Raw genomic sequence first — 19,380 nt, forward strand, 5'->3', positions numbered from 1 at the left:
TCGTCCGGTCTTTCTTGGCGAGGACGCAAGTATACTAGACTTGCATGATTTCCTTTTCTTTCTCGCCAAGCAAGCGGTCGATTTCCAAAATCGTCTCGTCCGTCATTTTCTGGACGCGGTCCGACTGTGCCCGGCTTTCGTCCTGGCCGATTACGCCATCCTTTTCGGCTTTCTTAAGGCCGTCCATGCCGTCGCGGCGAACATGGCGAATCGCAACCTTGCTCTTTTCGGCATAGTCGTGCGCCACTTTGACGAGAGACTTGCGGCGCTCTTCGTTGAGTTCCGGCAGCGGGATGCGGAGGTTCTGGCCGTCGACGATCGGGTTCAGGCCGAGATTCGATTCGCGAATCGAACGGTCCACGGCGCCGACCATGCTCTTGTCCCAGACGGAGACCGTCAGCATGCGCGGCTCGGGCACGGTAATGTTGGCGACCTGGTTCAGCGGCATGCGCGAACCGTAGGCTTCGACCGTCACCGGATCGAGAATGTTGGCCGAAGCACGCCCCGTGCGCAGCGATGCAATATCGCTCTTGAATGCGGAAACGGCGCCATCCATGCGGCGCTTCAGTTCCTTGATGTCGACACCTTCACTCATACCTATTCTCCCGTCTCAGAGGATTTGCACCGGCGGCGGCGCAGCTCCCTATCAGTTGTCGGATACGATGGTCTTGAGACCACCACCCGTCAAGATTTCAGCGAAACGTCCTTTCTCGTGGATCGAGAAAACAACGATCGGAATGGAATTTTCGCGCGCCAGAGCAACAGCAGCAACGTCCATGACCGCGAGGCCCCGGTCGAGAACCTCCTTGTGGGTCAGATGGTCGAAACGGGTCGCGTCCGGATCCTTCTTCGGATCGGCCGTGTAGATGCCGTCCACCTGCGTGCCCTTGAAGATCGCCTCGGCGCCCATTTCGGCGGCGCGAAGGGCTGCGGCAGAATCGGTGGTGAAGAAGGGGTTGCCGGTGCCGCCGGCGAAGATCACCACCCGGCCGAGAGACAGGTGATAGAGTGTCGCGCGCTGCGAGAAGCTCTCGCAGATTTCCGGCATGGAGATTGCCGAGAGAACCACCGTATCGATGTTCAGCTTGCGCAGCGAAGTGGCGAGTGCCAGCGCGTTGATGACCGTACCGAGCATGCCCATGTGGTCGCCGGTGACGCGGTCTCCGCCCTTGGACGCAACCGCCACGCCGCGGAAGATGTTGCCGCCGCCGATGACGACGCCGACTTCAACGCCCATCTGCCTTGCATCGGCGATGTCGGAGGCGATGCGGTCTGCCACCGCAACGTCGATCCCGAAGCCCTGGGCACCCATCATGGCTTCCCCGGAAGCCTTGAGTAGAACACGTTTATAGATTGGTTCCGACGTCATGTTGGCTCCTCGTATATTGCCGCAATTGCCCGATACACGAAGGGCACCGCGTTGTCACGCGATGCCCTTCGGTTTTCCCAAATATGGCTGAAGGATCAACCCTTGGCGACAGCAGCGACTTCGGCCGCGAAGTCGGTTTCTTCCTTCTCGACGCCTTCGCCGAGGAGGAGGCGTGCCATGCCGGTGATTTCGATCGCAGCGCCGGCTTCCTTTTCGGCTGCCTTGATCGCGGCGCCGACCGTCAGGTCCGGATTGATGACGAAAGACTGCGAGAGAAGAGCGACTTCTTCGAAGAACTTGCGCATGCGGCCTTCAACCATCTTTTCGATGATGGCTTCCGGCTTGCCGGATTCGCGCGACTGCTCGATGAAGACGTTGCGCTCGCGCTCGGCGACGGCGGCATCGACTTCTTCGGCACGGATCGCCAGCGGGTTGGTGGCAGCGATGTGCATGGCGATCTGGCGGCCGATCGAGGTCAGGACGGCCTTGTCGCCGACCGACTTCAGCGCGACGAGAACGCCGAGCTTGCCGATGCCGTCGCCGGCAGCGTTGTGGATGTAGGTCGCCACGACGCCGTGCTCGACTTCCAGCTTGGCCGCACGACGAAGCGTCATGTTCTCGCCGATGGTCGCGATCGCTTCCTTGATGGTGTCGGCGACCGGCTTGCCGGATGCCGGATAGGTCGCAGCCGAAATGGCTTCGACCGTGCCGTCGGTGGAGAGCGCAACTTCGGCAATGCCGCGTGCGAGGTCCTGGAAGGCGTCGTTACGGGCGACGAAGTCGGTTTCGGAGTTGAGCTCGACGACGACAGCCTTGTGACCTGCGCCGGCGATGGCAACCAGGCCTTCAGCGGCGGCACGGCCGGACTTCTTGTCGGCCTTGGAAATGCCCTTGGCGCGCAGCCAGTCGATCGCGGCTTCGATGTCGCCGTTGGTTTCGGTCAGCGCCTTCTTGCAGTCCATCATGCCTGCGCCAGACTTTTCGCGCAGTTCCTTCACCAGTGCAGCCGTAATCTCGGTCATAAGCTTCCTCTTGTCGGTTCATACGGTGGCCCGCGGAAGGCGGTGCGGCACCGGATTGAGGCACGAAATGTACCTGTATGTATGACAGCGTTATGAAGACGCGCCATACAGAATTCGTGGAGGCGAAAGCAGTCGCGGCTTCCGCCTGAAACGGGCAAGGCCGCCGAACTTCCGAGAGTCGCGAGCGGCCTTTCCCAATCTTTGCAAGCTTGGGCAGAGCTTTTGCTCCACCCGCTTTTATCAGGCTTCGCTCGCCTCATCGAGCGCCGGCTCGAACGGAACTTCGGTCGAAGCGCCGAGGTCGCGGCCCGATCCGCTCTGCTGACGGGCGATACCGTCGATGGCCGCGCGGGCGATCAGGTCGCAGTAGAGAGCGATGGCGCGCGAGGCGTCGTCGTTACCCGGGATCGGATAGTCGATCAGGTCCGGATCGCAGTTCGAGTCGATGATGGCGACGACCGGGATGCCGAGGCGCTTGGCTTCGTCGATCGCGATCTTTTCCTTGTTGGTATCGATGATGAACATCAGGTCCGGCGTGCCGCCCATGTCCTTGATACCGCCGAGGGCCTTGTCGAGCTTTTCGCGCTCGCGCTCGAGGTTCAGGCGCTCCTTCTTGGAGTAGCCGGACTGCTCGGCGGCGAGGATTTCGTCGAGCTTGCGCAGGCGCTGGATCGAGTTGGAGATCGTCTTCCAGTTCGTCATCATGCCGCCGAGCCAACGCGAGTTGACATAGTACTGGGCGGAACGCTTGGCCGAGTCGGCGATCAGTTCGGAAGCCTGACGCTTGGTGCCGACGAAGAGAACACGGCCGCCGCGAGCGACGGTGTCGGACACGACCTGCAGGGCGCGCGACAGCATCGGAACGGTCTGGGCCAGGTCGATGATGTGGATATTGTTACGATCGCCGAAAATATACGGCTTCATCTTCGGGTTCCAGCGATGCGTCTGGTGGCCGAAGTGGACGCCTGCTTCGAGAAGCTGACGCATGGAAAAATCAGGCAATGCCATGCCTTGTTACTCCTTTTCCGGTTGAACCTCCGCAAGGCGAACAGCATCCTCTTTAAGGACGCCACCGGGCGGAAAAGCCGGATTTCTCCCGGACGATCCCATGCCTTACGTGTGGAATGCGGGTGCCCTTACATTCGATTCTCCGTAAAAGCAAGGCTTTCGCTGAAAAATCTGCCTGCGGTCGCGTGGCAATGACATGGATGCGGGCTGCGCAACCCGCCGGCAACAGGCCAGCCTCTAACCATGCCGCCTTACTGGCAGGTCGGCGCGGCCTTCTTGTCCAGCAGTTCGAGCTTGGTGAGCTTGCCGGTCAGAACGAAATCGCCGTAGTCCATCGTCAGGTCGCGGGTAATGCCGTTCTCATAGAGCTTGAACGACATGCGGTAGACCGGCAGCGTGTCGGATTTGGCATTCTCGTTGAAATAGGAGATCGTCACCGGCCAGAAAGCGGCCCTGGCGAACTGGCCGGCATTGCCGGCATCGGCCTCGTCCGTGACCGGGGTCTCCTGCTTGCCGACGATGGTCGTCGTCACCAGGGACTTGTCGCCGTCGTCGGAACCGTCGAAGACGCGGGCCTCGAAGAAGCGCTTGCCGTCCTTGGCGTTCCGGATGACGTCGAGCATGTGCTCGGTGGGGAAGCGGCTTTCTTCAAGCTGCAACTCGCGGCTTGCCGGCTGGGTGAGGTCGACCTTCACGCCTTCCGGCTTGTCTTCCGCCGCGCCGTTGACTTCCTTATCAAGCTGGTCATCGGTGAAGGACTTAGTGTCGAAGGTGAACTTGCCGTCCTTCAGGCTTTCGTAGGTCCTGGTCTGCTGGTCGCTGACACGCACGTTGTCGCCCGTGTCGATCTGGGTGACGAAGCGGAAATTGGTGGTGAACCCTTCGCAATAATTGCCGTCGAACTCATAGACCATGCGGCCGTACATGGAGGCGATGCCGGAACGTTCCGAAGCGTCCTTCAGTTCCAGATCGTAAACGGCGCGGTGAGCGACGAGCCCGGTCGCGATCGCAGCGCTCGTCGCCGGCGCAGCCGCCACAGCACTGGCGGAAACGCTCGCGAGGAGAAGAGCGGCAAGTAACGATCGGAACATTCATTAACTCCTGTTGGACTCGTCCGCGATGTTATAAGAACGCTTTCGGCCAAATCGAGGCGGCCAAATCGAGGCTCGAAACTGTCACATTAAAGATTCTAGTCTTGATGCATAATTTTTGAAGAATTGACAACAAAAGCGGAGACGAAAATGTCCGATCAAATCGCCGCGCGTCTGTCGGAAATGGGGATAACCCTGCCCGAAGCTGCCGCACCTGCCGCCAACTATGTCCCGTATGTCATCAGCGGCAATCTGCTCACCATCTCCGGCCAGCTGCCGCTCGAAAGCGGCAAGGTCGCGGTGTCGGGCCATCTCGGCAGGAACGTCGATGTCGCCGCTGGCCAGCGCGCGGCAGAGCTTTGCGCCATCAACATTCTCGCGCAGGCGAAGGCCGCACTCGGCGGCGATCTCGGCCGCATCCGCCGCGTCATCAAGCTCAACGGCTTCGTTGCCTCGACACCGGAATTCGTCGAGCAGCACCTTGTCATCAACGGCGCCTCGAACCTGATCGCCAACGTGCTCGGCGAAGCCGGCAAACATGCCCGCGCCGCCGTCGGCATGGCGGCCCTGCCGCTCGGTGCCGCCGTCGAAATCGATGCTATCATGGAAATCGCCTAATGACGAATGCCGCCTGGATCAAAGAGCTGCCGGTTGCGCATCGCGGCTATCACGACCTCAACAAAGCCATCTGGGAAAACACGCTTTCGGCCTTCTCCCGCGCCGTCGAAGCGGGCTTCGCCATCGAATGCGACCTGCATTACGCATCCGACGGCGTCCCGGTCATCTTCCATGACGAAGATATGGAACGTCTCTGCAACCTCAAAGGCGACGTGCGGGAACGGACCTCCAGGGAGCTCGGGCTGATCGCCGTCGGCGGCACCGCGGACAAGGTGCCGACGCTGAAGCAGCTTCTCGACCTCGTGCAGGGCAAAGTGCCGCTGGTGCTGGAACTCAAGGGCCGCGAAGCTGACGACGAAGGCTTTGCGGAAGCGGTTCTGGACGTGCTGGAAGGCTATGCGGGCAAGGTCGCACTGATGAGCTTCGACCACTGGCTGCTGAAAGATCTCAAGGACCTGAACGCGCCCTATCCGGTCGGCCTGACAGCCAACGGCAATACGCCGGAAGACTATGCCACGCATGAGAAGGCGATGGCCTTCGGCCCCGACTTCATCTCCTACTACTATGCCGACCTGCCTAACTCCTTTATCAGCGGCCAGCGCGGCAAGGGCATTCCTGTCATCACCTGGACGGTGCGCGACGAAGAGGCCCGCAAGCATACTTTCGAGAATGCCGATCAGATGACTTTCGAAGGCTTCGATCCGCGCGCGGCGGTTTGACGCTCGCTTTTTGAACAAGATCGTGCGCAGACTGGGAGGGAGCCCGCTCCCTCCCCCCAACGGCTTCGCATTTGCTTCATGACAGACCAATCGTCAGACGAACTTTCCATTCGCATCGAGCGATCATTCACCGCCATTTCCCCCGAGCGCTGGTCCAGGCTTTCGGGGGCGTCGAAGGATTGCGGCACCGTCGCCTACAATCCTTTCGTCTCGCATGCCTTTCTCTCGTCGCTGGAAGAATCCGGCTCGGCCACGGCACAGACCGGCTGGCTTGGCCATCACATGCTACTGGAGACCGACAAGGGCGAACTGGTCGGCGCCCTGCCCGGCTATCTCAAGAACCACAGCCAGGGCGAATATGTCTTCGACCATGGCTGGGCCGACGCTTTCGAGCGGGCCGGCGGCAGCTACTATCCGAAGCTGCAATGTTCGATCCCCTTCACGCCAGCCACCGGGCCTCGCCTGCTCGTCGCCGAGGGTTTCGAACGGCATCCGATCCAGAATGCGATGGCGGAAAGCTTGAAAGAGGTCGTGCGCCGCCTCGATGTTTCCTCGGCCCATATTACCTTCGTGCCGGAGGACGAAATGTCGGTCTTCGAGACCGACGGCTATCTGCACCGCACCGACAAGCAGTTCCATTTCATCAACGAAGGTTATGCCAATCACGATGAATTCCTGGAGACGCTCGCCTCCCGCAAGCGCAAGGCATTGCGCAAGGAGCGGCGGACGGCGGTCGAGAACGGCATTACCATCGACTGGCTGACCGGACGGGACCTGACCGAAAGCATCTGGGACCAGTTCTTCGCCTTCTATATGGATACGGGCGGCCGTAAATGGGGCCGGCCCTATCTGACGCGCAAGTTCTATTCGCTGATCGGCGAGCGCATGGCCGACGACATCCTGCTCGTCATGGCAAAACGCGACGGCCGGTATGTTGCGGGCGCCATCAACTTCATCGGCGGCGATACGCTCTACGGACGGCACTGGGGTTGCATCGAGGACCATCCCTTCCTGCATTTCGAGGTCTGCTACCACCAGGCCATCGACTTCGCGCTGGAAAAGGGCCTGAAGAAGGTGGAGGCCGGTGCGCAGGGCGAACACAAGCTCGCCCGCGGCTATCTGCCGGTGACAACGCATTCCGCCCATTATATCGCCCATGCGGGATTGCGGCGCGCGGTCGCCAACTATCTCGAGCGCGAACGGGAGGATGTCGAATATATGAATGAGATGCTTGCCGAACACACGCCCTTCCGCAAGGGCGAACGGCTGCAGGAGGATTGACGCACTTGGCCCCGCCGCGCTACGCGATCCAAGAAAACATGAGGAGATTTCGCCATGACCAGCGCCGCCTATGACGACAACAATATCTTCGCCAAGATCCTGCGCGGCGAAATCCCGTCACATCGCGTCTACGAAGACGACATGACCGTCGTGCTGATGGATGTGATGCCGCAGGCGCCCGGCCATGTGCTGGTCTTGCCGAAAGCGCCTTCCCGCAATATTTTCGATGCCGATCCGGCCTCGCTTTCCCATACGATCACGGTCGTGCAGAAAATGGCCAATGCGGTCAAGGAAGCGTTCGACGCAGATGGCGTGTTCATCGCCCAGTTCAACGAACCGGCCGCCGGCCAGACCGTTTTCCACCTGCATTTCCACGTCATCCCGCGGCATGCCGGCGTGGCACTCAAGCCGCATTCCGGCAAGATGGAGGATGGCGCGGTGCTCGCCGCCCACGCAGAGAAGATCAAGGCGGAACTCGCGTAAGGGCAGGCCGCCCCGCTTTAAAATATACTGAATTACTTCATCGATTTAGGAGGAAATCATGATCCGCCACACAGTTGCGTTCCGCCTGAAGCATGCCGCGGGCTCTGCCGAGGAGAAGGCTTTCCTTGACGAGGCTTTGACGCTCAAGCAGATCCCAAGCGTGCGAAATTTCGAGCAACTCCGCCAGACGAGCCCGAAGAACGATTTCACCTTCGGCTTCTCGATGGAATTCGAGGATCAGGCCGGTTACGACGCCTACAACATCCACCCGCTGCATGTGGCCTTCGTGCGCGACCGCTGGGTGCCCGAAGTCGCGGACCTCCTGGAGATCGACTACGCCAGGCTCTGACGTTCCGGAGCGTGCCGGGCCGCGCTTCAAGCCGTTTCCTGCGCAAATAAAAAGGCCGCCTCGCAGTGGCCTTTCGCATTCGTCTTATTCAAAGCCTACTTCTTGCGCGGCACCTTCGGAACCGTCGAGCCCTTCTTGGGGGCGTCGCGGACCTCGGGCTCCGGCTGCGGCACGGTCTTGGCCCTGGTCTTCTTGACCGGCTTGGTCTTCAGCTCGCCATCATCCTCGTCGATCGCTTCCTGATGAACCAGCTCGGCCTCCGGCTTCGGCTTGATGGGCGCCGTTTCCGGAATGGCTTCCAGAATAAGGCCGGACTTGCCGTCCTCCTTCGGGCCGACGGTGACGTTGACGACGCCGCCCTTCTTCAGCTTGCCAAACAGGATTTCGTTCGCCAGCGGCTTCTTGATGTTTTCCTGGATCACGCGGGCCAGCGGGCGGGCGCCCATCTTCTCGTCGTAACCCTTTTCGGACAGCCAGGCGATCGCATCCTCGTGCAGGTCGAAGGTGACGTTGCGTTCGGAAAGCTGGGCTTCCAGCTGCATGATGAACTTCTGCACGACCTTGTGGATGACGGCCGTCGGCAGCGGCGCGAACGGGATGATCGCGTCGAGACGGTTGCGGAATTCCGGCGTGAACAGGCGGGTCAGGGCCTCTTCGTCCTCGCCGGTACGCTTGGACGAACCGAAGCCGATGGCGGCCTTGGCCATTTCCGAAGCGCCCGCATTGGTCGTCATGATCAGAACGACGTTGCGGAAGTCGATCTTCTTGCCGTTATGATCGGTCAGCGTGCCATGGTCCATGACCTGCAGCAGGATATTGTAGATATCCGGATGCGCCTTCTCGATTTCGTCGAGCAGAACCACGCAATGCGGATGCTGGTCGACGCCATCGGTCAGGAGACCGCCCTGATCGAAGCCGACATAGCCGGGAGGGGCACCGAGCAGACGGGAAACCGTATGCCGCTCCATGTATTCCGACATGTCGAAGCGCAGCATCTCGACACCGAGCGAGGCGGCAAGCTGCTTGGCGACTTCCGTCTTGCCCACGCCCGTGGGGCCGGAGAAGACATAGGCGCCGATCGGCTTGTTCGGCTCGCGCAGGCCGGCACGCGCCAGCTTGATCGAGGTGGACAGGGCTTCGATCGCCGTATCCTGGCCGTAGACCACCGAGCGCAATTCCTGCTCGAGATTGGCAAGAACGGCTTCGTCGTCCTTCGAGACGGTCTTGGCCGGAATGCGGGCCATCGTCGCAATCGTCGCTTCGATCTCCTTTTCGGTGATCAGCTTGCGGCGCCTGGAGGGCGGCAGCAGCATCTGGGCCGCACCGGTCTCGTCGATGACGTCGATCGCCTTGTCCGGCAGCTTGCGGTCCGAAATGTAGCGGGCCGAGAGCTCGACGGCGGTCTTGATCGCCTCGTTGGAGTAACGCAGGTGGTGATACTCTTCGAAATAGGGCTTCAGGCCCTTCATGATCTCGATCGCATCGTCGATCGACGGTTCGTTGACGTCGATCTTCTGGAAGCGGCGGACCAGAGCCCGATCCTTTTCGAAGAACTGGCGATATTCCTTGTAGGTGGTCGAACCGATGCAGCGGATCGCGCCCGAAGACAGAGCCGGCTTCAGGAGGTTCGAGGCATCCATGGCCCCGCCCGACGTCGCACCCGCACCGATGACGGTGTGGATTTCGTCGATGAAGAGCACGGCGCCCGGATATTCTTCCAGTTCCTTGACGACCTGCTTCAGGCGCTCTTCGAAATCGCCGCGATAGCGGGTGCCGGCCAGCAGCGTGCCCATGTCGAGCGAGAAGATCGTGGCGTCAGCCAAGGCTTCCGGCACCTTGCCTTCGACGATACGCTTTGCCAGACCTTCGGCAATCGCGGTCTTGCCGACGCCGGGATCGCCGACATAAAGCGGGTTGTTCTTGGAGCGACGGCACAGAATCTGGATGGTCCGGTTCACCTCGGCGTGACGGCCGATCAACGGGTCGATCTTGCCGCCCTTGGCCTTCTCGTTGAGGTTGACGCAGTAAGCCTTCAGCGCATCCTGCTGCTTCTTCGGGCCGCCCTCTTCCTCGTTGCCGCGTGCGGTCGGCTTGGATTCGGATTCTTCTTCGGCGCCGCGCGGGGGGCGGCTTTCCGACGAGCCCGGACGCTTGCCGATGCCGTGGGAGATGTAGTTGACGGCGTCGTAGCGGGTCATTTCCTGCTCCTGCAGGAAATAGGCAGCATGGCTCTCGCGCTCGGCGAAGATCGCGACAAGCACGTTGGCGCCGGTCACTTCCTCGCGGCCCGAAGACTGGACATGGATCACCGCGCGCTGGATGACACGCTGGAAGCCCGATGTGGGCTTGGAGTCCTCGTCATAGCCGGTGACCAGGTTGGAGAGTTCGTTATCGACATATTCCAGGAGCGTTTTACGGAGCGCGTCGAGGTCGACATTGCAGGCACCCATGACCGCTGCCGCATCGGCATCGTCGATCAGGGCGAGCAACAGATGCTCGAGCGTCGCATATTCATGGTGCCGCTCGTTGGCAAAGGTCAGTGCCTGATGGAGCGCCTTCTCAAGACTAGGCGAAAATGTTGGCACGTTCAGTTCCTCACTTCTTTTCCATGACGCATTGCAGCGGATGCTGGTGCTGCCGGGCAAAGTCCATCACCTGGCTCACCTTGGTTTCCGCCACCTCGTATGTGAATATTCCGCATTCGCCGACGCCGTGGTTATGGACATGCAGCATGATGCGGGTGGCACTTTCCCGATCCTTCTGAAAAAAACGCTCCAGGATATGGATGACGAATTCCATTGGGGTGTAGTCGTCATTCAAAAGCAGTACGCGATAGAGATTAGGTTTCTTGGTCTTCGGCTTGGTGCGCGTAATGACCGAGGTTCCGCGATTTCCGTTGTCCCCGTTCCTTTCGCTGTCATTCTGCATCCGGATCGGTCTGGCGATCATTGTCATTCATTCCTCAATCAATCCGGCAGGCAGCATGGGAGGGGTGCTTTCCCGTCGAATATCTGAAACACTAACGTAGTTCATAATAGAGCGATTTTAAGCCCCTTGTTTCCGACTGCAATCACAATTCCGCAGGACTTGACGCAAAGGCCAAAAAAGTCTGCGTAAAAACCGGGCGTGCTTCGGGAAACAAAAAAGACCGGCCGCAGATGCGGTGCCGGTCCTTGATTTTCAATAGGCGGCGCGCAGCGCGCCACAAGATTTATGCGGCTGCGGGGGCGACCGGAGCGGCTTTCGAAACCTTGGCGGCAGCCGCAGCCATCGGTGCTTCGTAGGGCTTATAAGCATTCTTGGCGATGTCGGCATACATTTCGCCGAGCTTGGTCGCCTCGGCGATGAAGGCCTCGTAGGAAGACTTCGCATAATTGGTCTGCAATTCGAAGGCCGCCTCGAAGCTCTTTACGCCCGACAGCGTTTCGAAATGGGTGACGGCATCCTGGAAGGACTTCTTGGAATATTCGGCCGCCTCAGAGGCGATCGCCTGGAAACCCTTGGCGGTATCGGAATAGCTCTTGAGCATCGAATCCACCGCTTCCTTGCTCTTCCGGTTTGCATCGTCGAAATTGAACATGACCATCCTCCAATTGGCTGTTGCAGGCAGAGGGTAGCTGCAACGCACAAAGAGTCAAGTAGTCTTGTGCATCGCAAAACATCCAAAGGTTGCGGCGACGACCGGCGCTAAAGGCCGGATTTCCGGGCACGTTCGTCTTTTATTGATTTTGCTAAAATATATCACGCCACTGCAACCAGAGGGTTATCGGAAATTTCGGCAGACCGGCGTATCCGGCGACGGGCGCAAACAAAAAGCCGTGCATCGGTTGGCGACGCACGGCTTTCGATCGAAGTGACGAACAATCAGAGATCGACGTCGAGAATTGCCATCGAGAAATTGTAGGAACGGTCGCCGTCCTCGTCATCGATGTAGATGACACCCAGAAATTCTTCGCCGATATAGACTTCCGCGGAATCGTTCTTACGCGGACGCGCCTTCACCACGATCTGCGGGTTCAGCGTGCGTTTGAAATAGGCGTCGAGCTTCTTGATTTCTTCGGGCTTCACTCTTTCATCTCCGTAATCGATCTCGGTTGGCCGCTTCTTGCACAGGTAAAGCGGCGCTGTAAAGGTCGCGAGATCGAGTTAGCAATGTCTGTCCCTGCCGGGATTTAGGCGCTTTCCCGCTTTTTTCCAATGAAAGTTCAGATATCGGCGCCGATGACCTGATCCATGATGCGCGCAGGCTCGGAACAGCCTGCCTCGCCGACGACCTTGGCCGGCACGCCCGCCACCGTCGTCTTCGGGGGCACGGGCTTCAGCACGACGGAACCGGCGGCGACGCGGGAGCAGAAGCCGATCTCGATATTGCCGAGGATCTTGGCGCCGGCGCCGATCAATACGCCCGTGCCGATCTTCGGATGGCGGTCCGCACCTTCCTTGCCGGTACCGCCGAGGGTTACGCCATGCAGGATGGAAACATTGTCGCCGATGACGGCGGTTTCGCCGACGACCAGGCCCGTCGCGTGGTCAAGGAAGATGCCCTTGCCGATCCGCGCGGCCGGGTTGATATCCGTCTGGAAGACGCTGGACGAGCGGCTCTGCAAGTAGAGCGCGAAGTCGCGGCGGCCGCGGTTCAGCAGCCAATGGGCCAGCCGGTGGGTCTGCAGGGCATGGAAGCCCTTGAAGTAGAGAACGGCTTCCATGAAGCGCAGGCAGGCGGGATCGCGATCATAGACCGCCTGGATATCAACGCGCAGGATCGAGCCCCATTCCGGCCAGTCCTCCAGCATTTCCTCGAAGGTCTGGCGCAGGAGGTTTGCCTGCATGTCCGGGTGGTCCAGGCGCTCGCAGATGCGGTGTATGACGCATTCTTCCAGCGAGCGATGATTGATAACCGTCGAATAGAGGAAAGCGGCCAGCACCGGATCGCCTTCGGCGGCAAGACGTGCCTCCTCGCGCAGGCTGTCCCAGATCGGGTCCATCACCTTCAGCGGATGGGCTGCGTCCAGCGTGCGGATATCCGTCTTAGCGACCATTACAGGTCTCCTCGTTTCCCGTTGGAATGCGATTATATAGAGGAAAACGCCGATAACATAAATGGGTGCCGGCGCCACGCATTTTCAGTACGTTTTTCGCGATATCACGCATATGTCACCCACCGGCGACATCAGCCGGCGGCAACCCTTTCGTAGAATTCCAGAACGGCCTTCTTGAAGACCCTGTCGCCCACGGCCAGCATGTGGTCGCGGCCTGGAATATCCAGCGCTTCGGCATTCTGCATCAGCGCCGCAAGCTCCTGGGGAGAGCCGGCAATATCGTCCTTCGTTCCAACCCCGATCAAGGTCGGCGCCTCGATCCTGCCCATATCGGCGCGGGCAACCAGATCGCGCGATCCCTTGATGCAGGCGGCAAGCGCCTCGCGGTCGCTCTTCGTCTGCTCGGCAAAGGCGCGGAACATCTGACCGCGCTGATGGGTGACATCGGCGAGCGACGGCGCCAGCAGCGCATCGGCGATCGGATCCCAGTCGCCGACGCCGTCGGTCATGCCGATGCCGAGGCCGCCGAGCACCAGCGAGCGGACCCGGTGCGGATGGGCAAGTGCCGCAAAGACGGAGATGCGGGCGCCCATCGAATAACCCATCAGGTTGGCTTCGGGAATGCCGAGATGATCGAGCAGCGCAATCGCATCGCCTGCCATGAACCAGGGCCTGTAAGCCTCGGCATCACGCGGCTTGTCGCTGGCGCCATGACCGCGGTTGTCGATGGCGATGACCCGGTAGCCGGCGTCACCCAGCGTCTTCAGCCACCCCGGATGAACCCAGTTGACATTGGCCGAGGAAGCAAAACCGTGGATCAGCAGCACCGGCGCGCCGGACGGATCGCCCTCGTCGAAATAGGCGAGTTTCAGTCCATCATGCGTGAAGCTTGAAAATGCAGGCGTATTCAGGTTCATCGGGTCGTCCTTGTTTGGCGCGACCATAATCGAGCGGTCTTTCAGCGTGAAGCCAAAAACTCGCAGGGGAGCCATGCTTTGGCACTACACTTTTCCTGCGAAGGCCTATAAGGTCCGCGCAGAATTTCAAAGCATTCGGAGACAGACATGGCCGGCCACAGCATTCCCCACTTCCAGAACGACGGCGGTCACCGCGTTATCGAAGTCGGTGTCAAGGAATTCATGTGCACCGGCGCGTCCGTTCCCTTCGACCATCCGCACATCTTCATCGATATGGGCGACGATAACGAGAAGGTCTGCTCCTACTGCTCGACGCTTTATCGCTTCAACGCATCGCTGAAGTCCAACCAGACCAACCCGCCCGGCTGCGTCTTCCACGTCAAGGCGGCGTAATTTCCCTCTTTAGATCGGATATCCCATGCCGGTCGAACATGCCGCCATTATCGGCGCCGGAATTGCAGGCCTGGCGGCCGCTCTGGCGCTGGCGCGACGCGGCATCAGTTCCGATATTTTCGAACAGGCGCCCGAGCTTGCAGAGGTCGGCGCCGGCCTGCAGATCTCTCCCAACGCATCGCGCGTGCTTGCCGAACTCGGTGTGCTCGACGGGCTTGCCAGTCTCTGGCTCGAGCCGCAATCCATCCGGCTGATCGCGGGCAGTTCGTTGCGCGAACTCGCCGCCGTTCCTGCCGGGAGTTTCGCCAGGAACCGCTGGGGCGCACCCTATGGCGTCCTGCACCGCAAGACGCTGCAAAAGGCCCTTCTGGATGCGGTCAGCGCCAATCCGCTCTGTGCGCTCCATCTGGGAACGCGCTTCGAATCGGGTCTGCCGCAGGCCTCGCGTCCTGCCGATGTCGTCATCGGCGCCGACGGCGTCTGGTCCAGGCTGCGCCAGGCAATACCGGGCGCCCCTGCCCCGCGCTTCTCCGGAAATATCGCCTTCCGCTTCACCATCGCAGAAGCGGAGGCGCCGGGCTTTCTCGATCGCAGCAGCGTTTCGGCCCTGCTCGGCTCGTCGGCGCATATGGTCTGCTATCCGCTGAAGGAAACCGGCGGCTTCAACATGGTGGCGATTACCGCCGGCAATATTGCGCCGCAGGCCTGGCATGGCGAACCGACCAAGGCGCAGCAGCAGCTTCTGCAGTCACGCTTCCGCCGCTGGCATCCTGCCGTTGCCGCCTTGCTCGCGCGGCACAGCGATATCACCTTCTGGCCGCTTTTCGAGGCAACGCCAGGCAGATGGCAGGACGGCGGCAGGACCGTGCTGATCGGCGATGCGGCGCATGCCATGATGCCCTTTGCCGCCCAGGGCGCAGCGATGGCGATCGAGGATGCGTTTGAGCTTGCCGCCTTCCTGGCCACCCGGCCGGTTGCGGAAGCCATTTCGCTCTTCGAACGGCATCGCACGCCGCGCATCGCCAGGCTGCGCCAGCGCGGCGCCTTCAACCGCTTCGCCTATCATGCAAGCGGACCGATCCGCCTCGGCCGGGATATCGTGCTGTCGCTGAAACCGCCGCAAAGCCTCGCGGCGGATCTCGACTGGATTTACGGCTACCGCCCGGTTGGCTGACCGGACAAGGGCCGCTCAGACGGCATTTGCCGCAGCAAAGCCGCGCTCGATATCGGCCTTGAGATCAACAATATCTTCAAGGCCGATCTGCAGGCGAATGACCGGACCTTCGGCCGGCGCCGTGGCGATCTTGCGGTCGGAAAGATTGACGAGCACGGCAAGGCTCTCATAGCCGCCCCAGGAATAACCCAGCCCGAAATAGGAAAGCGCATCGAGGAAGGCATGGGCCTTCTGTTTGGCTTTCTGCGGATCGTCGGCCCGCAGCACGAAGGAAAAGATGCCGCTCGCGCCCTTGAAGTCGCGCTTCCAGATGTGATGCGAGGGGAAGCTCGGCAGGGCCGGATGAAGCACGCGGGCAACCTCTTCCCGGTTTTCAAGCCATGAGGCAATCTTCAGCGCGCTTTCGTAGTGACGCTCGAGCCGGATGCCCATGGTGCGCAGGCCGCGCAGGATCTGGTAGGAATCATCCGGCGCGCCGCAGAGGCCAAGCGTGCCGTGCGTTTCGATCAGCCGCGGCCAGTGTGCGGCATTGGCGGAAATCGTTCCCATCAGTATGTCGGAGTGCCCGGAAGGATATTTGGTGGAAGCATGGATCGATACGTCGACGCCATGGTCCAGCGGGCGGAAATAGAGGGGCGTGGCCCAGGTATTGTCCATCAGCACGACGGCGCCGTGTTTGTGCGCGACGGCGGCGATGGCCGGAATATCCTGCATTTCGAACGTATTGGAACCGGGTGCCTCGGTCAGCACGACCGTGGTGTTCGGCTTGATCATCGTCTCGATGCCCGCACCGGCGGCCGGATCGAAATAATCGACCGCAATGCCCATCCGCTTCAGGATCGTATCGCAGAAATGGCGCGTCGGGCCGTAGACGGAATCGACGATCAGCGCATGATCGCCCGCTGCGACATAGGCCAGAATGGCGACGGTGACGGCAGCGAGCCCGGAAGGCACCAGCACGGTTCCGGCGGAGCCTTCAAGCGCGTTGATCGCTTCGGCGAGGGCGTCGGTGGTCGGCGTGCCGCGCGTGCCGTAGGTATATTTCTTGGTGCGCGTCTCCATCGATTTGGCATCGGGAAAAAGCACGGTCGATGCGCGCACGACCGGCGGATTGACGAAGCCGTGGTAGTCGCTGGGGTCGTAGCCGATATGGGAAAGACGGGTATTGACGCCGGCATCCGGCAGGAGACTGTCTAGATCTTTCATATGGAGAATGGCCTTCTGGCAAGCGTATGCGGAGGCGCAAACTTTTGAACCCCGTGCCCTTTCCGGTCAACCCCTACAACTTGACGTGATCGGCCAGGCCAACGGCGCCTGCGGCCTTTACATCGTGATTTCAGCGCTATTTTTCGTCAGTGCGACGCTCAATTTCTAACCAAGTGCCTATGGACGCGGCGCAATCTGCCAAAATGCTGAAATTTGCCGCAATTATCGGCCGCGACACTTGACCATGGTGACATTTGCGACTGTGATAGAACCACTCGCGCCGGGAGGGTTGCGGGAAACGGGGAGGCAAACGGGCAATTTCAAACCGGCCAGTCCCCGAATAGATAAAGATAAGACAACGGAAAAGGTTGGGAAAAATGAAGTACAAGCTCCTGTCCGCCGCAGCAGTCGGCGCAGCAGTTTTCGCTTTTGGCGCTTCGGCCGCTTCGGCCACCACACTTGAAGATGTAAAAGCAAAAGGTTTCGTGCAGTGCGGCGTCAATACCGGCCTTGCCGGCTTTGCCGCCCCTGACGCGTCCGGCAACTGGTCCGGCTTCGACGTCGATTTCTGCCGCGCAGTTTCTGCTGCGATCTTCGGCGACGCCAACAAGGTAAAGTTCACCCCCCTCAGCGCCGCCAACCGCTTCCCGGCCCTGCAGTCCGGCGAAGTCGACGTGCTGGCCCGCAACACGACCTGGACGATCAACCGCGATACGGCTCTCGGCCTGAACTTCCGCTTCATCAACTATTATGACGGCCAGGGCTTCATGGTTCGCAAGAGCCTGAACGTGAAGTCGGCGCTCGAGCTTTCCGGCGCATCCGTCTGCGTGCAGTCCGGCACCACGACCGAGCTCAACCTCGCCGACTATTTCAAGGCCAACAACCTCCAGTACAATCCGGTGGTCTTCGAGAAGCTGGATGAAGTCAACGCCGCCTACGATTCCGGCCGTTGCGACGTCTACACGACCGACCAATCCGGCCTCTACTCGCTGCGCCTGACGCTGAAGAACCCCGACGAACACATGATCCTTCCGGAAATCATCTCCAAGGAGCCGCTGGCTCCGGCCGTGCGCCAGGGTGACGACCAGTGGTTCGATATCGTCAGCTGGGTCGGCTATGCGATGATCAACGCCGAAGAATTCGGCATCACGCAGGCCAATGTCGACGAGATGAAGAACTCGCCGAACCCGGATATCAAACGCTTCCTCGGCGTTGAGGCCGATACGAAGATCGGTACCGACCTCGGCCTGACCAACGACTGGGCCTACAACGTCGTCAAGAACGTCGGCAATTATGGCGAAGTCTTCGAAAAGAACATCGGCCAGGGCAGCCCGCTGAAGATCGCACGCGGCCTTAACGCGCTCTGGAACAAGGGTGGCATTCAGTACGCTCCGCCGGTTCGCTGACCGGCATTACGCATGAAAAGCCGGAAAGGCGGGCGACCGCCTTTCCTCCTCCTATAAAAAAGCTCCGAAAAGGGGCGCATAACGTGGGGAATTGGCCAGGAATGACGCATCAGGTTGCGGAATCTACACCCATATCCAGGAGCGGATGGACCTTCCAGTCCGCCCTTTACGACCCCAAAATCCGGGGCATCTTCTTTCAAGCTCTTACCATCATACTGCTGGTCGCCTTCATCTGGTCGGTTGCTCACAACACGGCCGTGAATCTGGCCCGCGCCAACATCGCATCGGGTTTCGGCTTTTTGAACGGCCGCGCCGGCTTCGAAGTCGGCCAGTCGCTGATCGCCTATTCGAGCGATTCGACCTATGGCCGCGCCCTGCTCGTCGGCTTCCTCAACACGCTGCTGATCGCCGTGACCGGCATCATCACCGCAACGATCATCGGCTTTGTCATCGGCATTGGCCGCCTTTCACGCAACTGGCTGATCGCCAAGCTCTGCACGGTCTATGTGGAAGTCTTCCGCAACATTCCGCCGCTGCTCGTCATCTTCTTCTGGTATTCCGGCGTGCTTGCCGTTCTGCCAAACGCGCGTGAATCGCTGCACCTGCCCTTCGGCTCCTATCTCAACAATCGCGGCCTTTCTTTCCCGAAGCCGATCTTCGGAGAAGGCTTCTGGTTCGTCGGCGTCGCGTTGCTGGTTGCGGTGGTCGCGGTGATCGTGACCGCCCGCTGGGCACATAACCGGCAGGCGAGAACCGGTCAGCCGTTCCACACGATCTGGGTTTCCATCGGCCTGATCGTCGGCCTGCCGCTGATCGCCTTCCTGCTTGCGGGCGCACCGCTTTCCTTCGACTTTCCGGTCGCGGGCAAGTTCAACCTGAGCGGCGGTTCCGTGATCGGCCCGGAATTCATGTCGCTTTTCCTGGCGCTTTCCTTCTACACGGCGGCATTCATCGCCGAGATCGTCCGTTCGGGCATCCGCGGCGTGCCGAAGGGACAGACGGAGGCGGCAGCCGCACTTGGCCTGCATCCGTCGTCGATCACCCGTCTGGTGGTCATTCCCCAGGCGTTCCGCATCATCATTCCGCCGCTCAGCAGCCAATATCTGAACCTCACCAAGAACTCGTCGCTGGCGATCGCCATCGGCTTTGCCGATCTCGTGGCCGTCGGCAGCACGACGCTCAACCAGACTGGCCAGTCCGTCGAGGTGATTCTCATCTGGATGGTCATCTATCTCGCCATCAGCATCGTGACCTCGCTGCTGATGAACTGGTTCAACGCCAAGATGGCATTGGTGGAGAGATAAG

At 60.4% G+C, this 19,380-nt stretch carries 22 protein-coding genes; 10 read left to right on the top strand and 12 right to left on the bottom strand.

Translation table 11 applies throughout. The annotated features are described in order from the left end of the window. Nucleotides 1-34: 34 nt before the first annotated feature. The 5 genes from frr to ACFPWW_RS01870 all read right to left on the bottom strand — a co-directional run bounded on the left by frr (nt 35) and on the right by ACFPWW_RS01870 (nt 4,490). Entirely contained in the window at nt 35-595 is a 561-nt protein-coding gene (gene frr, locus ACFPWW_RS01850) for a ribosome recycling factor (RefSeq protein ID WP_112568066.1), read from the bottom strand. A gap of 51 nt (nt 596-646) precedes the next feature. Next, nucleotides 647-1,369 carry a UMP kinase gene (gene pyrH / locus ACFPWW_RS01855; RefSeq protein WP_112568068.1) on the bottom strand — a complete coding sequence of 241 codons (723 nt, stop codon included), beginning with the start codon at nt 1,367-1,369 and terminating at the stop codon, nt 647-649. Nucleotides 1,370-1,464: 95 nt separating this feature from the next. Continuing rightward, the gene (gene tsf / locus ACFPWW_RS01860; RefSeq protein ID WP_112704857.1) at nt 1,465-2,391 is read right to left on the bottom strand and encodes a translation elongation factor Ts; all 927 of its coding nucleotides are present in this window, start codon (nt 2,389-2,391) and stop codon (nt 1,465-1,467) included. Nucleotides 2,392-2,631: 240 nt separating this feature from the next. After that, nucleotides 2,632-3,399, bottom strand: a complete 768-nt coding sequence (rpsB, locus tag ACFPWW_RS01865) for a 30S ribosomal protein S2 (RefSeq protein WP_112568072.1) — start codon at nt 3,397-3,399, stop codon at nt 2,632-2,634. A 251-nt stretch (nt 3,400-3,650) separates the two neighbouring features. Beyond that, a complete protein-coding gene (locus tag ACFPWW_RS01870; RefSeq protein ID WP_112568074.1) occupies nt 3,651-4,490 on the bottom strand; it encodes a cell envelope integrity EipB family protein in 840 nt (279 codons plus the stop codon). 150 nt (nt 4,491-4,640) lie between these two features. On the opposite strand from ACFPWW_RS01870, the gene ACFPWW_RS01875 reads away from it, so the two are divergent. The 5 genes from ACFPWW_RS01875 (at nt 4,641) to ACFPWW_RS01895 (ending at nt 7,940) form a co-directional block, all read left to right on the top strand. Beyond that, nucleotides 4,641-5,108 (top strand): RidA family protein, encoded by a 468-nt coding sequence (locus ACFPWW_RS01875; protein WP_112568076.1) that lies wholly within the window; start codon nt 4,641-4,643, stop codon nt 5,106-5,108. Next, nucleotides 5,108-5,827: a glycerophosphodiester phosphodiesterase gene (locus ACFPWW_RS01880; RefSeq protein WP_377310078.1), complete on the top strand. Its 720-nt coding sequence runs from the start codon at nt 5,108-5,110 to the stop codon at nt 5,825-5,827. The genes ACFPWW_RS01875 and ACFPWW_RS01880 overlap by 1 nt, the downstream gene beginning before the upstream one ends. A gap of 78 nt (nt 5,828-5,905) precedes the next feature. After that, nucleotides 5,906-7,108: a GNAT family N-acetyltransferase gene (locus ACFPWW_RS01885; protein ID WP_377310079.1), complete on the top strand. Its 1,203-nt coding sequence runs from the start codon at nt 5,906-5,908 to the stop codon at nt 7,106-7,108. 54 nt (nt 7,109-7,162) lie between these two features. Continuing rightward, nucleotides 7,163-7,591, top strand: coding sequence for an HIT family protein (locus ACFPWW_RS01890; protein WP_377310080.1), 429 nt, complete (start codon nt 7,163-7,165; stop codon nt 7,589-7,591). Between the two features lie 58 nt (nt 7,592-7,649). After that, on the top strand, nt 7,650-7,940 hold the full coding sequence (locus ACFPWW_RS01895) for a Dabb family protein (RefSeq protein WP_377310082.1): 291 nt from the start codon (nt 7,650-7,652) through the stop codon (nt 7,938-7,940). A gap of 95 nt (nt 7,941-8,035) precedes the next feature. Here ACFPWW_RS01895 and clpA read toward each other — a convergent pair whose 3' ends face one another. The 6 genes from clpA to ACFPWW_RS01925 all read right to left on the bottom strand — a co-directional run bounded on the left by clpA (nt 8,036) and on the right by ACFPWW_RS01925 (nt 13,896). Next, nucleotides 8,036-10,525 (bottom strand): ATP-dependent Clp protease ATP-binding subunit ClpA, encoded by a 2,490-nt coding sequence (clpA, locus tag ACFPWW_RS01900; RefSeq protein WP_112704860.1) that lies wholly within the window; start codon nt 10,523-10,525, stop codon nt 8,036-8,038. A 10-nt stretch (nt 10,526-10,535) separates the two neighbouring features. Then, nucleotides 10,536-10,889 (bottom strand): ATP-dependent Clp protease adapter ClpS, encoded by a 354-nt coding sequence (gene clpS / locus ACFPWW_RS01905; protein ID WP_112568291.1) that lies wholly within the window; start codon nt 10,887-10,889, stop codon nt 10,536-10,538. Nucleotides 10,890-11,151: 262 nt separating this feature from the next. Then, nucleotides 11,152-11,520, bottom strand: coding sequence for a phasin family protein (locus ACFPWW_RS01910; RefSeq protein ID WP_112704861.1), 369 nt, complete (start codon nt 11,518-11,520; stop codon nt 11,152-11,154). 284 nt (nt 11,521-11,804) lie between these two features. Further along, the gene (locus ACFPWW_RS01915) at nt 11,805-12,008 is read right to left on the bottom strand and encodes a DUF3126 family protein (RefSeq protein WP_007827403.1); all 204 of its coding nucleotides are present in this window, start codon (nt 12,006-12,008) and stop codon (nt 11,805-11,807) included. 137 nt (nt 12,009-12,145) lie between these two features. Continuing rightward, a complete protein-coding gene (cysE, locus tag ACFPWW_RS01920) occupies nt 12,146-12,979 on the bottom strand; it encodes a serine O-acetyltransferase (RefSeq protein WP_112568090.1) in 834 nt (277 codons plus the stop codon). A gap of 131 nt (nt 12,980-13,110) precedes the next feature. After that, entirely contained in the window at nt 13,111-13,896 is a 786-nt protein-coding gene (locus ACFPWW_RS01925; protein ID WP_112754496.1) for an alpha/beta fold hydrolase, read from the bottom strand. Between the two features lie 147 nt (nt 13,897-14,043). On the opposite strand from ACFPWW_RS01925, the gene ACFPWW_RS01930 reads away from it, so the two are divergent. Beyond that, the gene (locus ACFPWW_RS01930; protein ID WP_112568092.1) at nt 14,044-14,289 is read left to right on the top strand and encodes a zinc-finger domain-containing protein; all 246 of its coding nucleotides are present in this window, start codon (nt 14,044-14,046) and stop codon (nt 14,287-14,289) included. A gap of 25 nt (nt 14,290-14,314) precedes the next feature. After that, nucleotides 14,315-15,463, top strand: a complete 1,149-nt coding sequence (locus ACFPWW_RS01935) for an FAD-dependent monooxygenase (protein ID WP_377310086.1) — start codon at nt 14,315-14,317, stop codon at nt 15,461-15,463. 15 nt (nt 15,464-15,478) lie between these two features. Here the strand turns inward: ACFPWW_RS01935 and ACFPWW_RS01940 are convergent, their stop codons facing one another. After that, nucleotides 15,479-16,669 carry a cystathionine beta-lyase gene (locus ACFPWW_RS01940; protein ID WP_377310087.1) on the bottom strand — a complete coding sequence of 397 codons (1,191 nt, stop codon included), beginning with the start codon at nt 16,667-16,669 and terminating at the stop codon, nt 15,479-15,481. 7 nt (nt 16,670-16,676) lie between these two features. Between ACFPWW_RS01940 and ACFPWW_RS01945 the strand changes: the two genes are divergently transcribed. The 3 genes from ACFPWW_RS01945 to ACFPWW_RS01955 all read left to right on the top strand — a co-directional run bounded on the left by ACFPWW_RS01945 (nt 16,677) and on the right by ACFPWW_RS01955 (nt 19,379). Then, nucleotides 16,677-16,838: a hypothetical protein gene (locus tag ACFPWW_RS01945; RefSeq protein WP_377310089.1), complete on the top strand. Its 162-nt coding sequence runs from the start codon at nt 16,677-16,679 to the stop codon at nt 16,836-16,838. A gap of 208 nt (nt 16,839-17,046) precedes the next feature. Further along, nucleotides 17,047-18,075, top strand: coding sequence for an amino acid ABC transporter substrate-binding protein (locus ACFPWW_RS01950; RefSeq protein ID WP_112568098.1), 1,029 nt, complete (start codon nt 17,047-17,049; stop codon nt 18,073-18,075). A gap of 101 nt (nt 18,076-18,176) precedes the next feature. Beyond that, entirely contained in the window at nt 18,177-19,379 is a 1,203-nt protein-coding gene (locus ACFPWW_RS01955) for an amino acid ABC transporter permease (protein ID WP_112568100.1), read from the top strand. The last annotated feature ends 1 nt before the right edge of the window (nt 19,380 follow it).

The sequence above is a fragment of the Rhizobium sp. GCM10022189 genome (genome assembly GCF_042656325.1).
In the GTDB taxonomy this organism is placed as follows: domain Bacteria; phylum Pseudomonadota; class Alphaproteobacteria; order Rhizobiales; family Rhizobiaceae; genus Rhizobium.